Raw genomic sequence first — 21,079 nt, 5'->3', positions numbered from 1 at the left:
CACGTACTGCGGGGTGTTGTCCTCGGGGTTCCACTCGACGCCGTGCTGGAGCAGGTCCCACGCCTCGTTGGCGTAGTAGACCTCGTCGAAGATCGGCTCCCTCGGATGGGACAGGTTCACCATCCGAAGGAGCAGCCCGATCGCGGTGACCAGGATCGCCGCCAGCCAGAACCCTGGGGTGGCCGGTCCGGGCGGGGTGAGCCGGCGGCGTACGACGTCGGGCACTGTCCGCGCTTGCGAGGTCATCCGGTGATCGTAGGTGTATCGCCTCCCACGGGATGCCCCGGCGGGGGAGTCACTTCAGGTGACCGGCGGCGAGGCCGGACTGCACCTGGCGCTGGAACGCGAGATACAGGACGAGGACGGGCAGCATCGCGATGGCCAGCCCGGCGAACAGGGCGCTGTAGTCGCCGGCGTACCCCTGGTTGACGGCGAGCGCGGTGAGCCCCTGCGTGAGCACCCAGTTCTTCTCCGCGCCCTCGCCCTGCATGAGGACGATCGGCAGCACGTACTGGTTCCAGTGCCCGAGCAGGTTGAAGATGCCGACGCTGATCAGGCCGGGCCGGGCCATCGGCAGCATGACGCGGAAGTACAGCCCGTAGTGCGTGCAGCCGTCCATCATCGCGGCCTCGGCGACCTCGCTCGGCAGGGTCCGGAAGAACGCGGTGAGGAAGAAGACGGTGAAGGGCAGCGAGTAGGCGCTGTACACCAGGATCAGGCCGAGATGGGTGGAGAGCAGGCCGAGGTTCTTCACCACGAAGAACAGCGGGACGAGCGACAGGAAGACGGGGAACATCATGCCGCCGACGAACAGGAAGTAGACGACACGGCTGCCGCGGAAGGTGTACCGGGCGAGCACGTAGGCGGCCATCGCGCCGAGCAGCATGGTGAGCGTGAGGGCGCCGCCGACGACGATGGCGGTGTTGAGGAAGTAGCGGCCGAGGTGGGCCTCGTTCCAGGCCCGGCTCCAGTTCTCGAAGCGCAGCTTCGACGGCAGGCTCCACGCGCTGGTGAGGATCTCGTTGTCGTCCTTGAACGCGCTGAGGATCGCCCAGAGGAGCGGGAACGTGGTGAGCACGGCCCAGCCGACGAGGACGGTGTGGGAGAAGGCGTTGGCGACGCGGAAGCGGCTTTTCACAGTTCGATCCGATCCCGGCGGGTGAGGCGCAGCGCGACGACCGCGACGGACAGCGTCAGGAAGAACATCGCGACCCCGATCGCGGAGGCGTAGCCGAACTTGTACTCGCCCATCGCCGTGTCGTACAGGCGCAGGCCGATGACGTCGGAGCTGTTGCCCGGACCGCCCAGCGTGATGATCTGGACGATGGCGAAGCCGTCGATGGCGAGGATCGCGAGGTACACCCACGCCACCTGGATCGTGTCCCACAGCAACGGGACGGTGATCTTGCGCAGGGTCTCGCCGCGCTCGGCGCCGTCGAGCATCGCCGCCTCGTAGATCTCGCGGGGGATCGACTGCATGGCGGCGTTGAAGAGCACGACGTAGAAGCCGACGTTGCTCCACACCATGACCGCCAGGACGCACCAGAACGCGAAGTCGGGGACGCCGAGCCAGGGTTTCGCGAGGCCGTCGAGCCCGATGGTGCGCAGGAACCCGTTGAGGATGCCGCTGCGCGGGGCGTACACCTCCTTCCACAGCACGCCGATGATCGCCACCGACAGCACCTGGGGGAAGAAGTAGACGACGCGATAGAAGGCGGCGCCGCGCACGCCCCGCACGCCGGCCTTGCCGGACCGGCCGCCGATGGTGAGCATCGAGGCGAAGAACAACGCCAGCACGATCGTGAGGACCGGCAGGGCCACGAGAATGATGGCGTTGTTCTTCAGGGCGTTCCACACGTAGTGGTCCTGCAGGAGCCGGCTGAAGTTCTCCGGCCCCACGTACTCGTACTCAGGCGACAGTCCCCGCCAGTTGGTCAGCGAGATCTGGAACGCCTGCAGGTAGGGCGAGATGACGAACACGGCGTACAGCGCCAGTGGCGGTAGCAGGAACGTGAGCACGAACAGGCGCCGACCGTGCCGCATGGGTCAGCTCCGCTTGTACTTCGTGATCGAGGTGTCCTTGGCGATCTCGTCGGCGCCCTTCTGGCACGCCTCCACGAACTGCTGGGCGTTGATCCGATTGGTGAACAGATCGCCGCAGGCCGCGTCGACGAGGTTGCGCTCCAGCTTGCGGTAGAAGGAGTTGTACACCCAGTTGAAGCCCTTGTCGCCGGACGCCTTGAGCGCCTTCGTGACACTGGTGAGGCCGGGCGGCAGCTCGACGCCCTCCTCGGCGCCCGCGACGCAGGTCAGGCTCGAGGTCTTGCGGGTGAAGTCCGCGGCGCCCTTCTTCGACAGCATGATGCGCATCAGCTCCATGCCGCCGTTGGCGTTCTTGGCCTTCGCGGGCACGATGTACGGCTCGCCGGCGGTCCCCCGCAGCGCCTCGAACGGCAGCTTGTCGCCGCTGCTCAGGCTCGGCGTCGGCGCGATCGCCATCTTGAACGCGGGCGGCGTGACCTTCTTCTGCTCGCTCTCCAGCCACGAGCCGCAGGAGATGAAGACGGCGTTGCCCTTCGACCACTCGGTCTGCGACTGGATGTGGTCCAGGCCCTCGGAGCCCGGCAGGATGAAGCCGTCGCGGGCGAGCTGCGAGTACGCGTCGGCGGCGGTCTTGATCGCCTCGTGCTTCCACGCGTTGGGCTCAAGGTTGTCGATGGCGAGCAGGACCTCCGGGCCGGCCAGCTTCGCCGCCGCGGACAGGATGGGCCAGCTCATGTACCGCGGGTGCTTGCCCTGGTACGTCCACGGCGCGATGCCGGCCGCCTTGATGGTCTTGCAGAGGGCGATCATCTCGTCCCACGTCTTCGGGTACTGCCAGCCCTTGTCGGCGAGGAGCTTCTCGTCGTACCAGATGCCGTAGGCGGTGTAGGCGTAGTTGAGCGCGAACACCTTGCCGTTGTAGGTGCCCGGCAGCAGTGAACCCGGCAGCAGCGTGTCGCGGACCTTCTTGCCGGGGACGTCGAGGCTCGGCGCGTCGAGCAGCGGGGCGAGGTCGGTGAGCGCGTTCTGCGAGACGAGCCCGTTGAAGTCGATCTGGGCGGCGCCGGAGTTGTTGACCATGTCGGGCGGGCTGCCGTCGACGAACCGCGGCTGCAGCGTCTTGCCGATCTCCTGGGTGGCGGAGTGCTTGATCTCCGCCTTCGGGTATTTCTCCTTGTACATGGCCTCGTGGGCCTTGGCGTAGTCCTCGCCGAAGCCGCCGTTGAAGATGACGACCTCGAGCGGGGCGTCCTCCTTCACGCCGAGCGGGTTGACGTTGCTCTTGTCACCCTGGGCGGCCTTGGAGTCCCCGCCGCCATCGCTCGTGGCACAGGCGCTCAGCGCGGCCGGGGCGGTGGCCAGCAGACCGGCGGTGGCCGCAGTCTGCAGGACGCCCCTGCGGGTCAGCGTGTTCATCCGTCGTGCTCCTTCGTTGGGGGTCGAGGGGGCGCTCGTTGGATCGAGAATGAAGGTTTCCAACGGAAGTTTCAAGAGTAGGAAGGTTCCTGCCAGGGGTTCGGCTCAAATATTGACGAAATCGTTGCCCGGTGCCGTCAGCCGCGTGTGTACGGCGGGAGCCACCGGCGCCCCGGTGAGGGCGGCGATCGCGAGGACGGCGGCGCCGGCTGCGCCGTCGCGGGCCTCGGCGGGCTCGACCCGGAACCGCAGCCGGACCCCTTCCCGGACCAGGTCCGCGACCGGGCCCTCGGTGAGCAGCACGGAGCCTGCGAGCACGACCGGCCGCGCCCGCTCCTCGGGTGCACCGGCGGCCGTGTCGAGGGCGTGCAGCAGGTGCCCGGCGGCCTCGTACACGACCTCGCACGCGACCGCGTCGTCGTCCAGCGCGGCCCGCCCGACGAGGGGCGCCAGGAGACCGAGCGCGGCGGGCGGCTGCCGGTACGCCACCCTGATCAACGCCTGCGCGTGCTCCTCCGGGTCCGCGGCGGCGTCCGCCCCGAGGGCCTCCGTCACGGGTCCGGTGAGCCTGGTCGCGGGGCCGCGGCCGTCCAGGGCACGCAGCACCGCCCGCAGCGCCGCGCGGCCCTGCCACACCGCCGACCCCTCGTCGCCGAGCAGCCATCCGTAGCCGTCGCAGCGCCTGGACGGCGTGCCGTCGCGGAACGCCACCGCCGCGGCGCCGGTGCCGCACAGCAGCAGCAGGCCGTCGCGGTCCGGGGTGCCGGCGGCGAACGCGACCTCGAGGTCCGTGACGCTGCGGAGCGTCCCGGCCGCGCCGGCCGCCCGCCAGGCATCCTCGGCCGCCTCCCGGGCCTCGGCCCGCCCGGCGGCCGCGGCGCCGGCCGCGCCGACCACCCCGGACGCCACCGCGGCGGGGTCGATACCGTTGAGTGCCTGGCGGAGTGCCTGCTCCAGGGCCTGCGCCGGGCGGCCTCCGCTGGAGTTCCGGTTGGCGCCGGCCGCGCGACCACGGCCGAGGACCTCGCCGTCGAGGGTGGCGACGACGCAACGGGTGCTGGTGGCGCCCGCGTCCACGCCGACTACCAGGGGTGCTCGCACCGGAACACCGTACTGCATTGACGAAAAGCGCGTGAGAACGGAAACTTTCCCACATGAAGGTGAGCCGGCAGTCCGCCGAGGGCGGCGCCACGTCCACCGCGGTGAAGATCCGGGGGCTGCTGCCCTCGCTCTCCCCGGCGGAGCAGCGAGTCGGACGGATCGTCGCCGACGAATCCGCCACCGCCGCCCAGTTGACCATCACGGAGCTGTCGAAGCGGGCCGAGACGTCGGAGACGACCGTCATCCGGTTCTGCCGCGCGATCGGCTTCTCCGGCTATCCGGAGCTGCGGCTGCGGCTCGCGGCGGAGGCGGGGCGGGCGCAGGACGACGGCGCCCCGGGCGAGGCGCCCGGCAGCGACATCAGCCAGACCGACGACCTCGCCACCGTCGTCAAGACGATCGCCTTCGCCGACGCCCGGGCCGTCGAGGACACCGCCGCCCAGCTCGACCTGGAGATCCTGCAGCGGGTCATCGACGCGGTCGCCGCCGCCCGCCGGGTCGACATCTACGGCGTCGGCGCCAGCGCGTTCGTCGCCCGCGACTTCCAGATGAAGCTGCACCGCGTCGGGCTCGTCGCCTACACCTGGTCGGACCTCCATCTGGCGCTCACCAGCGCCGCGCTGCTCGACGAGCGCGACGTGGCCATCGGCATCTCCCACACCGGCACGACCGTCGACACCATCGAGGCCTTCGGCGAGGCCGGCCGGCGCGGCGCCACGACCGTCGCACTCACCAACTTCCCCAAGTCGCCGATCACCCGCATCGCCGACCTGACGCTCACCACCGCGGCCCGCGAGACCACGTTCCGCTCCGGGGCGATGGCCAGCCGGCTCGCGCAGCTCACCGTCGTCGACTGCGTGTTCGTCGGCGTCGCGCAGAAGACGTACGCACAGACGAAAGCGGCCGTGGAGAAGACCCGAGAAGCGGTCCGCAGCCGGCGGGTGCGACCGGAGCGGGGACCCTGGTGACCGTCTCGCCGCCGATCGCCCCGACGGAGGAACGCAACGCGCGGTCCCACCAGATCGACCAGCTGCCCACCCTGCAGATCCTCGAGCTGATCAACGCCGAGGACGCGACCGTCGCCGCCGCGGTCGCCGCCGTGCTCCCCGACCTCGCCGAGGCCGTCGACGACTGCGTCGACGCGCTGCGCTCCGGGCACCGGCTGCACTACTTCGGCGCCGGCACGTCCGGCCGGATGGCCGTCCTCGACGCGACGGAGCTTCGCCCCACGTACGGTGTGGAGCCCGGCCACGTCGTCGCCCACCTCGCCGGCGGCACCCGCGCCCTCACCGACGCGGTCGAGGCGGCCGAGGACGACGCGGAGACCGGCTTCTCGACCGCCGGCGGCGTGCTCACGGCCGGCGACGTCGCGCTCGGCGTCACCGCCAGCGGCGGCACCCCGTTCGTCGGCGGTGCGCTGCGGGCCGCCCGCGACCGCGGCGCGCGCACCATCCTGCTCTCCGCCAACCCCAACGCCGCCCTCGCCGAGTACGCCGACATCCACCTCGCCGTCGACACCGGCCCCGAGGTCGTCACCGGCTCCACCCGCATGAAGGCCGGCACCGCGCAGAAGCTCGTCCTCAACGCGCTGTCGACCGCCGTGATGGTGCGCCTCGGCCGCACGTACAGCAACCTCATGACCGACATGGTCGCCAGCAACGCCAAGCTGCGGGTGCGGCAGGTCCGCATGCTGGTCCAGGCGACCGGTCTGCCCGCCGACGCCTGCCAGGCCGCGCTCACCGCCGCCGGCGACGAGGCCAAGGTGGCACTGGTGACCCTGCTCGCCCGCGTCGACGTCGACGCGGCCCGCCGCGCCCTGCGCGCCGCCGGCGGCGTCGTCCACCGCGCCCTGGACGCTCTGTAGTCTGCCTTGTAATTCGATTGGCAGCGCGTCGGCGCGCGCCTATCGTTGTCCATGTCAACAACGCAAACCTTGGGAGTCACGATGATGAGCCACTGGACCGCCCAGCAAGCCCGGCAGCTGCCGGCGCTCGCTGCCGCGCTGCCCATGGCCCCCGTCGTGGCGGCCCACTGGGATGCGCAGCCGCGACCGCGTTCCGCGGGTTGGTGCAGAGGCTAGATTCTTCAGCCTTCCGCCGCCCGCCCCGCTCCAGGGACCGGGCGGTTTTCTTTTTCTCACAGGGGCGTAGCTCAACTGGTTGAGCACCGGTCTCCAAAACCGACGGCTGCAGGTTCGAATCCTGTCGCCCCTGCGTTGTGCTTTGACAACTCCACAGTGGATGGCATTCGCTTCGGGAGCGACCGGCTTGGTGACCGGACCTGGTTTGGGACCAGGAAGCGCGGGGTTCGATTCCCCGGCTCCCGACTCTTTGGGAGCTCGGCTAACGGCAGGCCACGAGGTTTTGGTCCTCGCTGTGGGGGTTCGAATCCTCCGCTCCCAGCTTTTGCACGACATGCCCTGTCGGTCCAGTCAGGAGTGGACGCCGCCCTGTCAAGGCGGAGACCGCCGGTTCAAATCCGGTACGGGGCGCAGTTCACTGGGCTGAGCACTGGTGTGCAGCGTCGATTTGCAATCCTCGCCTGCTCGGTTCGATCCCGAGTCGGTCCACGCGTTCCAGGCCCGTGTAGCTCAACGGAAGAGCATCTGCCCTACAAGCAGACTGTCGGGGGTTCGAATCCCTCCGCGGGTACGCGAGCAGTCCCACATTTCCATGGCGTTCGTGGTGTACCGGCTGTGCACTCCAGGTCGTGGCCCTGGTGGTTCGGGTTCGACTCCCGACGATCGCCCTTTCGAATGCCCGTCCACTGTGGACCCACCGTGGGTACGGACGCTGGCTGTCCGGCCGCCCCTCATAAGGGCGGTGCGCCCGGATCGACACCGGGACCCACGACCCCGCACGCCGTCATCCTTGCCGTGGACCGAGGCCTGCCTGCATCGTGATCGAGCTGATCCCGGCAGGTGCGGGTGGCCCGATGATCGATGAAGGCGAGACAGGCGTGGCTGTGCGGGCCGATCGAGGCGCACCGCTGCCGGTCGGCTCACCGTCAACGGCATCCCGACTGGCAACGTCCGCACCATCGCTCCGGTCGCCGCCTGCCGACTCCCCGAGCGACGGGCGCCCAGCTGCAAGCCGGGCAACGCCGGTCTTTCAATCCGGCCCTGCTGCGAACAGCCCCGGATCTGTGGCCGCGGGCAATCGCACAGCCGCCAGCGGCACCAAGCTCACGCGGCGGCCGCCCAGGCCGCCGAGCCGGCCGCGGCGGCCGACGAAGCGGGCGGGACGGTCAGGCGGCGGTGGTGTCGGGGGCGCTCAGGATCTCCAGGAGGCCCAGCAGGCTGAGCACGCGGCGGACGCCGGGGCTGGGGTGGACGATGTACAGGTCGCTGTGGTTGCCGCGGGCGTGGGCGCGGGCGGCGACCAGCTTGCCGATGCCGGTCGAGTCGATGAAGGACACGAGGCTCAGGTCGACCTCGACGGCGGTGGCGTGGACGTCGTCGATGGCGCGGTGGAGGATGGTGCGCAGCTGGGCGACGTTCTCCATGGTGACCTCGCCCGCAACCCTGACGCGGAGCGCCTGGTTGGGCATCGGGTCGACCGTGATGTGCAACTCGGGGAATACCGCGAAACGATCGACCTCGTTCATCTGGCTCACCTTCTCACAATCAGAGCCGCTCTCACGATACGGGATGCGCGCCACTCCCGCATCCATCGAAAGATCGAATCCGGCGAGAAAGCCTCGGTCAGGCGACGCCGGTGGGGCGGAACTGGACGCTGACGCGAGGGCCGACGGGGCGGGCGGTCTTGGGGATCGCGTGCTCCCAGGTGCGCTGGCAGGAGCCGCCCATGACGATCAGGTCGCCGTGGCCGAGCGGGAAGCGGATGCTGTCGCCGCCGCCGCGGGGGCGCAGCAGGAGGGTGCGGGGCGAGCCGAAGGAGACGATCGCGACCATCGTGTCGAAGCGGGCGCCGCGGCCGATGGTGTCGCCGTGCCAGGCGACGCTGTCGCGGCCGTCGCGGTAGAGGCACATGCCGGCGGTGACGAACGGCTCGCCGAGCTCCTCGACATAGTGCCGGGTCAGGTCGCGGCGGGCCTCGGTGAGCAGCGGGTGCGGCAGCTCGTCGCGCTCGCCATACCACCGCAGGAGGCGCGGGACGTCGACGACGCCGTCATACATCTTGCGCCGCTCGGCGCGCCAGTCCACCTCGTGCAGCAGCGTCGACAGGACCGCGTCGGAGCCGAGGACCCAGCCCGGAAGGTGGTCGACCCAGGCGCCGCGGCTGAGCTCGTGGCGCACCATGCCGCCGGTGAGCGGCCCCACCGCGGGCATGACCGTGTCCAGCATCGAAGGCTGGTACGCGACGTCCATCATGCGATCAATGCTACACCCGCATTCGTACAGACGTACGAGCAACACGCGAACCTCGCGAACCCGTATCGTATGGGTCACCATGGGTAGCCGGAAGATCGATCGCAGCTACGAACCCGACGCCGGCGCCGTCCGGGTGACGGGGTATGCGCGGGCCCGGGCGGTGCTGCGCAGCACCGACACGGTCCAGGCGGGCCTCGGCGTGGAGACGGTCGAGAAGCTGCCGCCGAGCATCCGCCGCCCGGTGCTGTACCGCGACGGAGAGGAGCACCGGGAGCACCGCAGGCAGACCGCGCGGTACTTCACCCCGCGGCGGGTCGACGAGCACTACCGAGACCTCATGGAGCGGGCGGCGGACCAGCAGATCGAGACGCTCCGGCAGCAGGGGACGGCCGACCTCGCCAAGCTGAGCTTCCGCATGGCGATCGAGGTCGTGTGCGCGGTGATCGGCCTGACGGAGAGCCGTCCCGGCCTGGACCGGCGGCTCGACCGGTTCTTCCCGGAGAAGTTCGGCAAGCCCGGGTTCACCAGCCTCAACGGCATCTCCTGGGTGTTCAAGCAGAACATCCAGTTCCTCGGCATCTACCTCGCCGACGTGCGGCCGGCGGTCAAGGTCAGGCGCCGGGAGCGCCGGGACGACCTGATCTCGCACCTGATCGACGAGGGCTGCCGCGACGGCGAGATCCTCGGCGAGTGCCTGACCTTCGCCGCGGCCGGCATGGTCACCACCCGCGAGTTCGTCAACGTCGTCGCCTGGCATCTGTTCACCGACGACGCCCTTCGCGACCGGTACACCGGCGGCGACGACACCACGAGGGTGGCGCTGCTGCACGAGCTGCTGCGGCTGGAGCCCGTCGTGGGCAACCTCAAGCGGCGCACGACCGGCCCCGTGGGGGACATCCCGGACGGCAGGCTGGTCGACATCGACGTCAGCACCGCGAACCTGGAACGCGTGGACGAAGGTCCGGGGCTGTCCTTCGGCGACGGCCCGCACAAGTGCCCGGGCGCCTACGTGGCCGTCCAGGAGGCCGACATCTTCCTCAGCAAGCTCTTCGCGCAGCCGCGGCTCACCATGCTCAAACCGCCGCGGGTCACGAAGAAGCCGGACATCTCGAGCTACGAGCTCAGGGACTTCATGATCACCGTGCGACCGCAAGGGTAGGCGCGGGCGCCAGCGACACGGCCGTCGGATCCTCGATCATCCGCTCGACGATCACCCCGGCCCCGCCGCGGGCGGCCGCCGTGAAGCCCAGGTGTGACGCGACGAAGTGGCAGCGCGCCGCCGTGCTGGCGACCGCCATCCGGGCCAGGTTCGCCTGCGCGGACGGGATCAGGTGGTCGGCGAGCTCCGCGAAGTAGCCGCCGAGCACGATCACCCGCGGGTTGAAGAGGTTGACCAGGATCGCGCCGCCGTGCCCGAGCCAGTGCCCGACCTCCGCGACCGCCGCCGCCACCGCCCTGTCTCCGCGCGCGAGCCGCCGCAGCACCTCGGCGACCCGCTCCTCGGGGTCCGGGATCGGCCCCTGCTCCAGGCCGTAGGCGACGTCCGGGGTGGCGCGGCGGACCAGCTCGGCGAGGCCGACCTTGGTCTCCCAGCAGCCGGTGCGACCGCAGCCGCACTTCGACCCGCCCGGCTCGACCGGCAGGTGGCCGACCTCGCCGGAGAAGCCGTCGGCGCCGCGCAGCAGCCGGCCGTTGACGATGACGCCGCCGCCGACGCCCACCTCTCCGGTGAGGTAGACGAGGTCGTCGGTGCCGGCGGCGACCCCCCACGTGTACTCGGCCTGCGCGGCCAGGTTGGCGTCGTTGTCGACCATGATCCAGAGGTCCGGGTCGAGGCCGTGCGCGAGGCGGGTGGCGACCGGGACGTCGCGCCAGCCGAGGTTGGGGGCGAGCACGACCACGCCGCGGCCCACGTCGACGAGGCCGGGCACGGCGACGGTGAGCCCGACCGGGGTCACGCCGCGGCGGACCAGCTCCGCCAGGGTCCGCTGGGCGGCCTGGGTCAGGTCGTCGAGGCAGCGCTCCACGTCGCGGCCCTTGGCGTCGAAGCTGACCCGCTTCTCGATGACGGTGCGCCCGGTGAGGTCGCTGCCGTGCACCGCGAGGTAGTCGACGTTGATCTCGATGCCGACGGCGCCGACGTCGGGGGAGAGGGCGATGCCGCGGCCGGGGCGTCCGGCGCTGCCGGAGTGTTCGGTGCCGATCTCGCGCACGAGCCGCCGGCTCAGCAGCTCGTCGACGAGGCTCGACACGGTCGCCTTGTGCAAGCCGGTTGCGGCGGCGATCGCGGCCCGGGACCGCGGTCCGTTGATGCGGATATGCCGCAGGGTCCGGCTCAGATTGGCGCGGCGCAGGGCGAGTTGGTCCGTGGGCTCGTCGACGGAACCGGCGCCGGCCCGCTCCTTGCTAGCCATCGAACGACCCCCATCCAAACACCATCGACGCAGCTCATTCGTCGGTCAGTCCGACGAATCAACCACGAAACATCCCGGCAACACCAGACCTGCGAGCAACGAATCCAGAACGTTTCGAAACTCCGTTCAGGCCGTGTGTCGAGGTGCCCACGATCCAACGCGGGAACCCCACGGGATGCCACAGAACCGCGCGCTTGCCGATTCCAGTGACACCCGTTGACTTATCGGTAGCATGTCTGCAACATTTGGGCCAACCCGATGCAAGATTCCAACAAGACGCCGTCAGAGTCGCGCCGTGACCCGTCCGCCAACAGGTCCACCGCGCATCCCCCGTCTCCGGAGGCACCGCTGTGCCCGTTCGCGCCCCACCACACACCCGGTCCGAAGACCGGGTCAGCCGCCGTTGACTGAAGACCGCACCGCCACTGCACGAGGGATCCACAACGTCCCTCGCGGAGCCGCCAACTCCCCGCACCGCACCACACCCCTGAACGAAGGATCGCGATGAGTAAGAGGCACGTGACGCGAAGGGTGCTCTCGGCGTTCGCCGTGGCAGCCCTGGTCGCGGTTACGGCTCACATGCTGCCGGCGCAGGCCGCCGGTGGAACCAACCTCGCCAGCGGCCGACCCGCCACGTCGAGCAGCACGAACGGCGCCAACGGCATCGGCAACATCAACGACGGCAACCAGGCCTCCTACTGGGAGAGCGCCAACAACGCCTTCCCGCAGTGGGCGCAGATCGACCTGGGCAGCGCGAAGAACATCGACCAGATCAAGCTGAAGCTGCCCAACGACACCGCCTGGGCGACGCGGACGCAGACGCTGTCGGTGACCGGCAGCCAGGACGGCACCTCGTTCAGCACGATCGTCGGCTCCGTCGGGTACAGCTTCAACCCCGCGCAGCAGAACACCGTCACCATCAACTTCACGGCCTCGAACGCGCGCTACGTGCGGCTGAACCTCACCGCCAACACCGGCTGGCCGGCCGCGCAGATCTCCGAGTTCGAGATCTACGGCGTCGCGTCGTCGAGCACCAACCTCGCCGCCGGCAAGACGTTCTCCTCCAGCAGCACCAACGGCCAGTACACGGCCGCCAACGCCGGCGACGGCAACCAGGCGTCCTACTGGGAGAGCACCGGCGCGCTGCCGCAGTGGGTGCAGGTCGACCTCGGCTCGGCCGTGCCGGTCAGCTCCGTCGTGCTCAAGCTGCCCACCAACTGGGGCACCCGCACCCAGACGCTGACCCTGCAGGGCAGCACCACCGGCAGCACGTTCACCAACATCCTCGGCTCCGCGGCGTACGAGTTCAACCAGGGCACCGGCAACACGGTGACCATCCCGTTCACCCAGCTGACCACCCGCTACATCCGGGTGAGCATCTCGGCGAACACGGGCTGGACCGCCGCGCAGCTGTCCGAGCTCGAGGTGTACGGGCCGTCCACCGGTGACACGCAGGCGCCGACCGCGCCGTCGAACCTCGCGTACACCCAGCCGGCCAGCGGCCAGATCAAGCTGACCTGGTCCGCCTCCACCGACAACAGCGGCTCCATCGCGGGCTACGACGTCTACGCCAACGGCGTGCTGCGCACCAGCGTCGCGGGCACCGTCCTGACCTACACCGACTCGCAGCCCGACACCGCCACCGTGCAGTACTTCGTGAAGGCGCGGGACGCGGCCGGCAACCAGTCGGCGCAGAGTAACACGGTCACCCGTACCGGCACCGTCGTCGACACGCAGGCGCCGACCGCGCCGTCGAACCTCGCATACACCCAGCCGGCCAGCGGCCAGATCAAGCTGACCTGGGGCGCGTCGACGGACAACAGCGGCTCGATCGCCCGCTACGACATCTACGCCAACGGCTCCTACCGGGCGAACGTGGCCGGCACGGTCCTGACGTACACCGACAACCAGCCCGACACGGCGACGGTGTCCTACCAGGTGAAGGCCGTTGACGGCGCCGGCAACAACTCGGCGGCCAGCAACACCGTCACCCGCACCGGCACCGGCAACCCGCCGACCGGCACCAACCTCTCGGTGAACAAGCCGGTCACGGCCAACGGCTCGGTCTTCACGTTCGTCCCGGCCAACGCCGTCGACAACAGCGTCACCACCTACTGGGAGGGTGCGGGCGGCTTCCCGGCCACCCTGACCTCCAACCTCGGTGCGAACGCCGACATCAGCAAGATCACGCTGAAGCTCGACCCCAGCACCGCGTGGGGCGCCCGGACCCAGAACATCGAGGTCCTCGGCCGTGAGCAGAGCGCGTCCGGCCTCACCAGCCTGGTGCCGGCCCGCGACTACCGCTTCGACCCGGCCACCGGCAACAGCGTCGACATCACGCTGACCGCCCGCGTCGCGGACGTCCAGCTGAAGATCAACTCCAACACCGGTGCCCCGTCGGGCCAGATCGCCGAGTTCCAGGTCTTCGGTGTCGCGGCGCCGAACCCGGACCTCGTCGTCACCGCCATCTCCAGCTCGCCGGCGAACCCGATCGAGACCGACGCGGTCAGCCTCACGGCCACGGTGAAGAACCAGGGCACGGCCGGCTCCGCGGCGACGAACGTCAAGTTCTACTTCGGCACCACGCTCGTCGGCACGGCCAACGTCGGCGCCCTCGCCGCCGGTGCCAGCACCAACGTGACGGCCAGCATCGGCGCCCGCGACGCGGGCTCCTACACGCCGATCGCGAAGGTCGACGAGAGCAACACGGTCGTCGAGCAGGACGACACGAACAACACGTTCACCGGGTCGGCGTTCACCGTCGCGCCGGTGCAGACGTCCGACCTGCTCGCGTCGCCGTCGGGCTGGTCGCCGAGCAACCCGTCGGCCGGCAACACCGTCACGTTCACCGTCGCCATCAAGAACCAGGGCACCCAGGCCTCCGCCGGTGGCGCCCACGGCATCACGGTGACCATCAAGGACGCCACCAGCGGCGCGACCGTCAAGACGCTGACCGGCTCCTACACCGGCGTCATCAACGCCGGCGCCACCACCACCCCGGTCAACCTGGGCACGTGGACCGCGGCGAACGGCAAGTACACGGTGACCACGGTGATCGCCGCGGACACCAACGAGCTGTCGGTCAAGCAGGCCAACAACACCTCCACCACCTCGTTCTTCGTCGGCCGCGGCGCGAACATGCCGTACGACATGTACGAGGCCGAGGACGGCACCGTCGGCGGCGGCGCGCAGGTCGTCGGGCCGAACCGCACCGTCGGCGACATCGCCGGTGAGGCGTCGGGCCGCCGGGCGGTCAACCTCAACAGCACGGGCAACTACGTGCAGTGGACGACCAAGGCGCAGACCAACACCCTGGTCGTGCGGTTCTCGATCCCGGACAACACCAACACCACGCTCAACATCTACGTCAACGGCACCTACCTGAAGAACATCGCCCTGACGTCGAAGTACGCGTGGCTGTACGGCAACGAGACGGCGCCGCAGAACTCCGGCACCGGCCCGCGCCACATCTACGACGAGGCGAACGTCCTGCTCGGCACCACGGTCGCGGCCGGTGCCACGATCAAGCTGCAGAAGGACGCCGCCAACTCGGGCCCGATCGCGGTCGACTTCATCAACCTCGAGCAGGCCACGGTCATCCCGAACCCGGACCCGACGAAGTACATCGTCCCGGCCGGCTTCACCCACCAGGACGTGCAGAACGCCCTGGACCAGGCCCGCCAGAGCAGCACCGCCCTCGGTGTCTACCTGCCGTCCGGTGACTACCAGACGGCCAGCAAGTTCCAGGTCTACGGCAAGGCGATCAAGGTCATCGGCGCCGGCCCGTGGTTCACCCGGTTCTACGCACCGTCCACGCAGGACAACACCGACGTCGGCTTCCGGGCCGAGGCGGCCGCCGGCGGCTCCACGTTCTCCGGCTTCGCCTACTTCGGTAACTACATCATCCGCAACGACGGCCCCGGCAAGGTCTTCGACTTCGCCAACGTCTCCAACATCACGATCGACAACATCTGGACCGAGCACATGGTCTGCATGTACTGGGGTGCCAACACGGACTTCATGACGATCAAGAACTCGCGGATCCGGGACACCTTCGCCGACGGCATCAACATGACCAACGGCAGCACGAACAACCTGGTGACCAACAACGACGCCCGCTCGACCGGTGACGACGCGTTCGCGCTGTTCTCGGCGATCGACGCCGGTGGCTCCGACGAGAAGGACAACGTCTACGAGAACCTGTCCACGACCCTGACCTGGCGGGCCGCCGGGCTCGCGGTCTACGGCGGGTACGCGAACACGTTCCGGAACATCTACATCGCGGACACCCTGGTCTACAGCGGCATCACCATCAGCTCGCTCGACTTCGGCTACCCGATGAACGGCTTCGGTGCGAGCCCGCCCACCCAGTTCTCGAACATCTCCATCGTCCGCGCCGGCGGCCACTTCTGGGGCAGCCAGGTCTTCGGAGCCATCTGGGTGTTCTCCGCATCCAAGGTGTTCCAGGGCATCCGGGTCAACGACGTGGACATCATCGACCCGACCTACTCCGGCATCATGTTCCAGACGAACTACGTCGGCAACTCCCCGCAGAACCCGATCACGGACACCATCTTCACGAACGTGTCGATCTCCGGCGCCCAGCGCTCCGGTGACGCGTTCGACGCGAAGTCCGGCTACGCGATCTGGGCCAACGAGCTGCCGGAGTCCGGCCAGGGTCCCGCCCGGGGCGCGGTCACGTTCAACAACCTGACGTTGACGAACAACTACATCAACGTGCGGAACCTGAACCCGACCCTGCTCGTCATCACCATCAACCCGTAACTGGTTCCACCAAGGGGCCGTCGGTTCATCCGACGGCCCCTTGCAGTCTCCGGACACCTTCCCGCAGCTGGTCCGGCGGCGCCGCGGCGAACGTCAGCCGCAGGTAGGCGCCGTCGGGCTCGGCCGCGAACCACGGCCGCCCGGGGAACACCACCACCTGCCGGGCCGCCGCCTCGTTGGTGACCGCCACGTCGTCCATGCCCTGCGGGAGCCGTGCCCAGACGTGCAGGCCACCGGCCGGCACAAGAGGCGTCCGCAGCGTCGGTACGTGCACCGCGAGAGCCTCCGTCAGCGCTTCGCGCCTCGCCCGCAGCTCCGTGCGCAGCGCCTTCAGGTGCCGCGGCCACGCCGGCGACGTCACCAGGTCCAGGGCCGCCTGCTGCAGCGGGCCGGCGACGAAGAAGTCGTCGAGGACCCGCGCCGCCCGCAGCCGCGCGCCGGCCGCCCCGCGGGCACCGATCGCCGCCACCCGCAGCCCGGGCGCCGCCGACTTCGTCAACGACCGCAGGTACACGACGTGCCCGTGCGGGTCGTCGGCGACGAGCGGGCGCGGCGGGTCGTCGTCGATCGCGAGGTCCCGGGCGTAGTCGTCCTCCAGCAGGAACGCCCCGGCGTCCCGGACCGCCGCCATCACCTCGGGGCGGCGGGCCGCCGCCAGGGTGGCGCCGTGCGGGTTCGCGTACAGCGGCTGGCAGTAGAAGAGCCGCGCGCCCGTGCGCCGGAAGGCGGCCTCGAGCAGGTCGGGGCGCACGCCCTCGGCGTCGGCCGGCACCGGCACGATCCGCAGCCCGGCGGCCCGCGCGGCGGCGAGCGCACCGAGATACGTCGGCGCCTCCACCAGGATCGGGTCGCCGGGCGTGCACAGCGCGCGGAACGCGGTCGACAGCGCCGACTGCCCGCCGGGGCAGATGTTCATGTCCTCGGCCCGCAGCTCGCCGCCGGCCGTCCGGGCGAACCAGGCCCGCAGGTCCTCCCGGCCCTCGACCGGCCCGCGCTGCCACGCCGCCGGCTGCCGGGCCGCGCGGGCGAGGGCCGCGCCGAGCGCCGCCACCGGCTGCAGGTCCGCGTCGAGATAGCCGCTGGACAGCGGGATCATGCCGGGGCGCGGCACGGCCAGGAGCGCCTGCATCGCGTCCTCGCCGGGCGGCCGGGCGCCGAGCGCGATCGACTGCCAGCCGAGGTCCTGCTCCCGCGCGGCGCGCGGGCGGCGCGCGACGAACGTGCCGCGGCCCGGCTGCGCGTCCAGGACGCCCTCGGCGGTCAGCGCGCGGATCGCCCGGGTCACGGTCACCGGCGACGCCTGGTGGCGGGCGCTGAGCTCACGCACCGTCGGCAGCCGCGACCCCGGGGCCTGCGCGGCCGTCAGCGCCCGGAGATCTTGGATAACGCGGACGGCTGCGTTATCGTCATTCATGAGAGACAAGAGTAGCGTTACTCCCGCCGGGACGGTAACGGGTGTGATCCTGGGGCTGCTGGGCGTCCTGTCGTTCAGCATGTCGCTGCCCGCCACCAGGGTCGCCGTCGGCGATCTCGACGCGTGGTTCGTCGCGTTCGGCCGGGCCGTCGGCGCCGGGCTCCTGGCCCTGGCGTATCTCGCCGTCACCCGCGCGCCCAGGCCCACGCCCTCGCAGTGGCGCAGGCTCGCGGTGGTGGCGCTCGGGGTCGTCGTCGGGTTCCCGCTCTTCACGTCCCTCGCTCTGGTCACCAGCACCGCGTCGCACGGCGCGGTCGTCATCGCCCTCCTGCCCGCGATCACCGCCGGCTTCGCCGTCCTGCGCAGCGGCGAACGTCCCACGCCCGCGTTCTGGGTGGCCGGCGGCGCCGGGCTCGCCGCGGTGCTCGTGTTCCTCGGCGCCAGCGGCGCGGTGCGCGGCTCGGTCGGCCCCGCCGACCTGTTCCTCCTCGCCGCCGTCACCCTGTGCGGGCTCGGCTACGCCGAGGGCGGCGCCCTCGCCCGCGACCTCGGCGGCGCCCGCACGATCTGCTGGGCGCTCGTCCTGTCACTGCCGTGCACCGTCGCCGTGGCCGCGGTCTCCGCCTGGCGGCAGCCGCCGCACGCGTCCGCGGGCGCCTGGGCCGGCTTCGCGTACCTCACCGTGATCTCGATGTTCCTGGGCTTCTTCGCCTGGTACTCGGGGCTCGCCCGGGGCGGGGTGGCGAAGATCGGCCAGCTGCAGCTGTCGCAGCCGGTGCTGACGCTCGCGTGGTCGGCGCTGCTGCTGCACGAGGCCGTGCCGCCCGGCGCGGTCGCCGCCGCGGTGGTGGTGCTGGTGTGCGTCGCCCTCACGCAGCGGCTGCGCGCCGGCTCCCCGAGGCGGGTTGACGACATTGGCCGCTACGCGACTGATCTTCGCTGAGCCGTACACCAGCATCAGCGCGTGAAGAAAGTCTTCCTCATCCTCGGAATCATCGCGGGCGCGCTGCTGCTGCTGTGTTGCGGCGGCGGCGTGGCCCTGTACTTCTTTGCCGACTCCACCACCTACGCCAAGCCCGCCGACGCCTGCGCGACCGTCTCCGCCGCCCAGGGCCTGTCCTCGTTCGGCACCGTCAAGGACCAGAAACCGAAGGAGACCAAGGCGTTCGGCCGCACCTACCCGGGCTGCGTCGTCACGTACGAGGCGGCCGGCACCCTGACCGTCATGATCGACGTGCCGTCGACGGAGTCGGACGTGCGCACCCACTACGACTCGGTGAAGAAGGCCGCCGACGCCAGCGTCGCGGCGGGCGCGACCGTCGCGGACGTGTCCGGCATCGGCACCAAGGCGTTCGCGATGTACACCACCGCCGACAAGGCCCTGCTGTACGAGCTCGACCTGTACGACGGCAACCTCTACCTCAGCCTGAACATCACCGCGCCGGCCGGCACCACGCTCACCCCCGACAAGGTCCGCGCCGACTTCGTCACCGCGGCCAAGTCGATGATGTCGTCCCTGGAAGCCGGCTCATCGGGCGGCGACCTGAACGACTGACGGTTAGGTTTGAAGGCGTGCGTATCGCCTTCGCCGCAGACGACTCCAACGAGACCACCGTGGCCGTCGTCCAGCACCTCGCCCTGCAGCATGAGGTGCTGGACGTCGCCGTGCCCGGGGCGCCGTGGCCCGACCTCGGCACGGCCGTCGGCCGTGCCGTCGTCGAGGGCCGCGCCGACCTCGGCGTCGTCATGTGCTGGACCGGCACCGGCACGGCGATCGCCGCCAACAAGGTGCCCGGCGTCCGCGCCGCGCTCGCCTGGGACCCGTGGATCGCCCGGAGCGCCCGGCTCTGGAACGACGCCAACGTCCTCGCGATGAGCCTCAAGCGGCTCGCGCCCGACGTCGCGGTCGAGGTCCTCGCCGCGTTTCTCGCCGTCGAGGACCCCGACCCGGAGGAGTCGGCGAACATCGCGCTCCTCGACTGAGCCGGCGCGGCGCTGCTTGACCAAAGCGTGACCTGACCCACCGCAACCGCTTCGCCGTGCCCGAGGTCTTTGCTCAATGAACGGCGACGCACATCGCCGTCACACGAGCAGGTTCTCGTACCCCGTACAGACGACTCGACGACCCACATGGTGGGCGCGGTGCATGCCCGTGCCCGTCCACAGTAGAGGGTCCATCGTGGACGCCTGGCGATGCGTGCTGCCCGTGTGCCGAAACACCCTCCACGACCGCACAGTCGTGGCATCCGGGAAGGTTCAACACACGTGAATATCAGAACAGGTGCGCTGGTGGCCGGAGCGGTCACCGCGTCGCTCGTGCTGTCCGCCTGCGGAGGCGGTCCAAGCAGCGACGATACCAGCAAGGGCGCCGGTCAGAAAGGTGCCGCGGGCTTCAATGCCGCATTGACCGGGGTGGTCAACCCCTCGGACAAGAAGGGCGGCACGCTCAAGGTCACCAACCACGACAGCCCCGACTCGTACGATCCTGTGCGGACGTACTACGCGAACGTCTGGAACTTCATGAAGGGGTTCTTCGTCCGGACCCTGCTGACCAACCAGGCCAAGCCCGGCGAGGACGGCCTCGTGCTCATCCCCGATCTGGCCACGGAACTGCCGAAGATCGAGGACGGTGGCAAGAAGTACACCTTCACCCTGCGCGACGGGCTGAAGTTCGAGGACGGCACGCCGATCACGTCGAAGGACGTCAAGTACGGCGTCGAGCGCGTCTTCGCACAGGAAGTCCTGTCCGGCGGCCCGACCTACCTGGTCGACGTGCTCGACCAGGGCCAGAAGTACCCCGGCCCGTACAAGGACACCGACCCCGACAAGCTGGGCCTGAAGTCGGTGCAGACCCCCGACGACAAGACCATCGTGTTCACGCTCAAGGAGCCGCTGAGCGACTTCCCGTACCTGCTCGCGATGCCGGGCGCCGCCCCCGTGCCGAAGGCCAAGGACAACGGCGAGCAGTACGGCAACCGTCCCATCTCCTCGGGCCCGTACAAGTTCGAGTCGTACGACCAGGGCAAGAAGGCCGTCCTCGTCCGCAACGACCAGTGGGACCAGAAGACGGACACGGTCCGCAAGGCGCTGCCGGACCGCATCGAGGTCACCTTCGGCATCGCCGTCGAGGAGATCGACAACCAGCTGATCGCCGGTGACATCGACCTCGACCTCGCGCAGACCGGTGTCCAGCAGGGCTCGCAGCCGAAGATCCTGCTCAACCCGGAGGTGAAGAAGAACGCGGACGCGCCGACCACCGGCTTCATCCGCTACTTCGCCATCAACACGAAGGTCCCGCCCTTCGACAACATCCACTGCCGCAAGGCCGTGCAGTACGCCACCGACAAGATCAGCATGCAGACCGCCCGCGGCGGCGCGGACGCCGGCGGCGACATCGCCACCAACATGCTCCCGCCGAACATCGCGGGTCACGACCCGGCGCTGGACCCGTTCAACACCAAGTCGGGCAAGCCGCAGGTCGACAAGGCCAAGGAAGAGCTGGCCGCGTGTGGCAAGCCGAACGGCTTCGACACCGTCATCGCCACCCGTAACGCCGGCAAGGAGCCGAAGACG

The 21,079-nt window shown here is 70.0% G+C and carries 16 protein-coding genes, 5 tRNA genes and 1 pseudogene; 13 read left to right on the top strand and 9 right to left on the bottom strand.

Annotated features, from left to right (window positions below):
- The 5 genes and pseudogenes from AB0I21_RS54440 to AB0I21_RS54420 form a co-directional block, all read right to left on the bottom strand.
- Positions 1-246, bottom strand: a pseudogene (locus tag AB0I21_RS54440) (phospholipid carrier-dependent glycosyltransferase); the annotation flags it as partial.
- Between the two features lie 49 nt (positions 247-295).
- Positions 296-1,138, bottom strand: a complete 843-nt coding sequence (locus AB0I21_RS54435) for a carbohydrate ABC transporter permease (protein WP_360573478.1) — start codon at positions 1,136-1,138, stop codon at positions 296-298.
- Entirely contained in the window at positions 1,135-2,043 is a 909-nt protein-coding gene (locus AB0I21_RS54430) for a sugar ABC transporter permease (protein WP_360573476.1), read from the bottom strand. The genes AB0I21_RS54435 and AB0I21_RS54430 overlap by 4 nt, the downstream gene beginning before the upstream one ends.
- Positions 2,044-2,046: 3 nt before the next feature.
- Positions 2,047-3,459 carry an N-acetylglucosamine/diacetylchitobiose ABC transporter substrate-binding protein gene (gene ngcE / locus AB0I21_RS54425; protein WP_360573474.1) on the bottom strand — a complete coding sequence of 471 codons (1,413 nt, stop codon included), beginning with the start codon at positions 3,457-3,459 and terminating at the stop codon, positions 2,047-2,049.
- 105 nt (positions 3,460-3,564) lie between these two features.
- The gene (locus AB0I21_RS54420; protein WP_360573472.1) at positions 3,565-4,560 is read right to left on the bottom strand and encodes a BadF/BadG/BcrA/BcrD ATPase family protein; all 996 of its coding nucleotides are present in this window, start codon (positions 4,558-4,560) and stop codon (positions 3,565-3,567) included.
- Positions 4,561-4,613: 53 nt separating this feature from the next.
- Here AB0I21_RS54420 and AB0I21_RS54415 point away from each other — a divergent pair, with 53 nt between their 5' ends.
- The 7 genes from AB0I21_RS54415 (at position 4,614) to AB0I21_RS54385 (ending at position 7,211) form a co-directional block, all read left to right on the top strand.
- Positions 4,614-5,528, top strand: coding sequence for a MurR/RpiR family transcriptional regulator (locus tag AB0I21_RS54415; protein ID WP_344502457.1), 915 nt, complete (start codon positions 4,614-4,616; stop codon positions 5,526-5,528).
- Positions 5,525-6,424 (top strand): N-acetylmuramic acid 6-phosphate etherase, encoded by a 900-nt coding sequence (gene murQ / locus AB0I21_RS54410; RefSeq protein ID WP_360573470.1) that lies wholly within the window; start codon positions 5,525-5,527, stop codon positions 6,422-6,424. Before AB0I21_RS54415 ends, murQ begins: the two co-directional genes overlap by 4 nt.
- 276 nt (positions 6,425-6,700) lie before the next feature.
- Positions 6,701-6,773 (top strand) — tRNA-Trp (locus tag AB0I21_RS54405).
- Between the two features lie 40 nt (positions 6,774-6,813).
- Positions 6,814-6,886, top strand: a tRNA-Pro gene (locus tag AB0I21_RS54400).
- Between the two features lie 5 nt (positions 6,887-6,891).
- Positions 6,892-6,962: transfer RNA gene (locus tag AB0I21_RS54395), tRNA-Gln, on the top strand.
- A gap of 14 nt (positions 6,963-6,976) precedes the next feature.
- Positions 6,977-7,051 (top strand) — tRNA-Asp (locus AB0I21_RS54390).
- An 88-nt stretch (positions 7,052-7,139) separates the two neighbouring features.
- Positions 7,140-7,211 (top strand) — tRNA-Val (locus AB0I21_RS54385).
- Positions 7,212-7,806: 595 nt separating this feature from the next.
- Here the strand turns inward: AB0I21_RS54385 and AB0I21_RS54380 are convergent.
- Entirely contained in the window at positions 7,807-8,166 is a 360-nt protein-coding gene (locus tag AB0I21_RS54380) for an STAS domain-containing protein (protein WP_360573468.1), read from the bottom strand.
- A gap of 97 nt (positions 8,167-8,263) precedes the next feature.
- A complete protein-coding gene (locus AB0I21_RS54375) occupies positions 8,264-8,890 on the bottom strand; it encodes an alpha-ketoglutarate-dependent dioxygenase AlkB (RefSeq protein WP_344502800.1) in 627 nt (208 codons plus the stop codon).
- 82 nt (positions 8,891-8,972) lie between these two features.
- Here AB0I21_RS54375 and AB0I21_RS54370 point away from each other — a divergent pair, with 82 nt between their 5' ends.
- Positions 8,973-10,052, top strand: a complete 1,080-nt coding sequence (locus AB0I21_RS54370; RefSeq protein WP_360573466.1) for a cytochrome P450 — start codon at positions 8,973-8,975, stop codon at positions 10,050-10,052.
- Here the strand turns inward: AB0I21_RS54370 and AB0I21_RS54365 are convergent.
- A complete protein-coding gene (locus AB0I21_RS54365; RefSeq protein ID WP_360573464.1) occupies positions 10,030-11,307 on the bottom strand; it encodes an ROK family transcriptional regulator in 1,278 nt (425 codons plus the stop codon). The genes AB0I21_RS54370 and AB0I21_RS54365 overlap by 23 nt on opposite strands.
- Before the next feature lie 504 nt (positions 11,308-11,811).
- Between AB0I21_RS54365 and AB0I21_RS54360 the strand changes: the two genes are divergently transcribed.
- Positions 11,812-16,092, top strand: a complete 4,281-nt coding sequence (locus AB0I21_RS54360) for a discoidin domain-containing protein (protein ID WP_360573462.1) — start codon at positions 11,812-11,814, stop codon at positions 16,090-16,092.
- A 25-nt stretch (positions 16,093-16,117) separates the two neighbouring features.
- Here the strand turns inward: AB0I21_RS54360 and AB0I21_RS54355 are convergent, their stop codons facing one another.
- Positions 16,118-17,506, bottom strand: coding sequence for a PLP-dependent aminotransferase family protein (locus tag AB0I21_RS54355; protein ID WP_360573460.1), 1,389 nt, complete (start codon positions 17,504-17,506; stop codon positions 16,118-16,120).
- A 43-nt stretch (positions 17,507-17,549) separates the two neighbouring features.
- Between AB0I21_RS54355 and AB0I21_RS54350 the strand changes: the two genes are divergently transcribed.
- The 4 genes from AB0I21_RS54350 to AB0I21_RS54335 all read left to right on the top strand — a co-directional run.
- A complete protein-coding gene (locus AB0I21_RS54350) occupies positions 17,550-18,449 on the top strand; it encodes a DMT family transporter (RefSeq protein ID WP_360573458.1) in 900 nt (299 codons plus the stop codon).
- 21 nt (positions 18,450-18,470) lie between these two features.
- Positions 18,471-19,061, top strand: a complete 591-nt coding sequence (locus tag AB0I21_RS54345; RefSeq protein WP_360573456.1) for a hypothetical protein — start codon at positions 18,471-18,473, stop codon at positions 19,059-19,061.
- 17 nt (positions 19,062-19,078) lie between these two features.
- Positions 19,079-19,489, top strand: a complete 411-nt coding sequence (locus AB0I21_RS54340) for an RpiB/LacA/LacB family sugar-phosphate isomerase (RefSeq protein WP_360573454.1) — start codon at positions 19,079-19,081, stop codon at positions 19,487-19,489.
- A 282-nt stretch (positions 19,490-19,771) separates the two neighbouring features.
- Positions 19,772-21,079 (top strand): ABC transporter substrate-binding protein (locus AB0I21_RS54335; RefSeq protein ID WP_360573452.1); only part of this gene is annotated, 1,308 nt, incomplete at its 3' end.

It is taken from the genome of Dactylosporangium sp. NPDC050588, from assembly GCF_040654975.1.
Classification (GTDB): Bacteria; Actinomycetota; Actinomycetes; order Mycobacteriales; family Micromonosporaceae; genus Dactylosporangium; species Dactylosporangium maewongense.
This window is presented reverse-complemented; position numbering and strand designations above follow the sequence as displayed.

Excerpts from the sequence above, each read along its gene's own strand:
- AB0I21_RS54430 (WP_360573476.1), bottom strand. The coding sequence starts at position 2,043 with ATGCGGCACGGTCGGCGCCTGTTCGTGCTCACGTTCCTGCTACCGCCA.
- ngcE (WP_360573474.1), bottom strand. The coding sequence starts at position 3,459 with ATGAACACGCTGACCCGCAGGGGCGTCCTGCAGACTGCGGCCACCGCC.
- AB0I21_RS54415 (WP_344502457.1), top strand. The coding sequence starts at position 4,614 with ATGAAGGTGAGCCGGCAGTCCGCCGAGGGCGGCGCCACGTCCACCGCG.
- AB0I21_RS54380 (WP_360573468.1), bottom strand. The coding sequence starts at position 8,166 with ATGAACGAGGTCGATCGTTTCGCGGTATTCCCCGAGTTGCACATCACG.
- AB0I21_RS54375 (WP_344502800.1), bottom strand. The coding sequence starts at position 8,890 with ATGGACGTCGCGTACCAGCCTTCGATGCTGGACACGGTCATGCCCGCG.
- AB0I21_RS54370 (WP_360573466.1), top strand. The coding sequence starts at position 8,973 with ATGGGTAGCCGGAAGATCGATCGCAGCTACGAACCCGACGCCGGCGCC.
- AB0I21_RS54365 (WP_360573464.1), bottom strand. The coding sequence starts at position 11,307 with ATGGCTAGCAAGGAGCGGGCCGGCGCCGGTTCCGTCGACGAGCCCACG.
- AB0I21_RS54360 (WP_360573462.1), top strand. The coding sequence starts at position 11,812 with ATGAGTAAGAGGCACGTGACGCGAAGGGTGCTCTCGGCGTTCGCCGTG.
- AB0I21_RS54355 (WP_360573460.1), bottom strand. The coding sequence starts at position 17,506 with ATGAATGACGATAACGCAGCCGTCCGCGTTATCCAAGATCTCCGGGCG.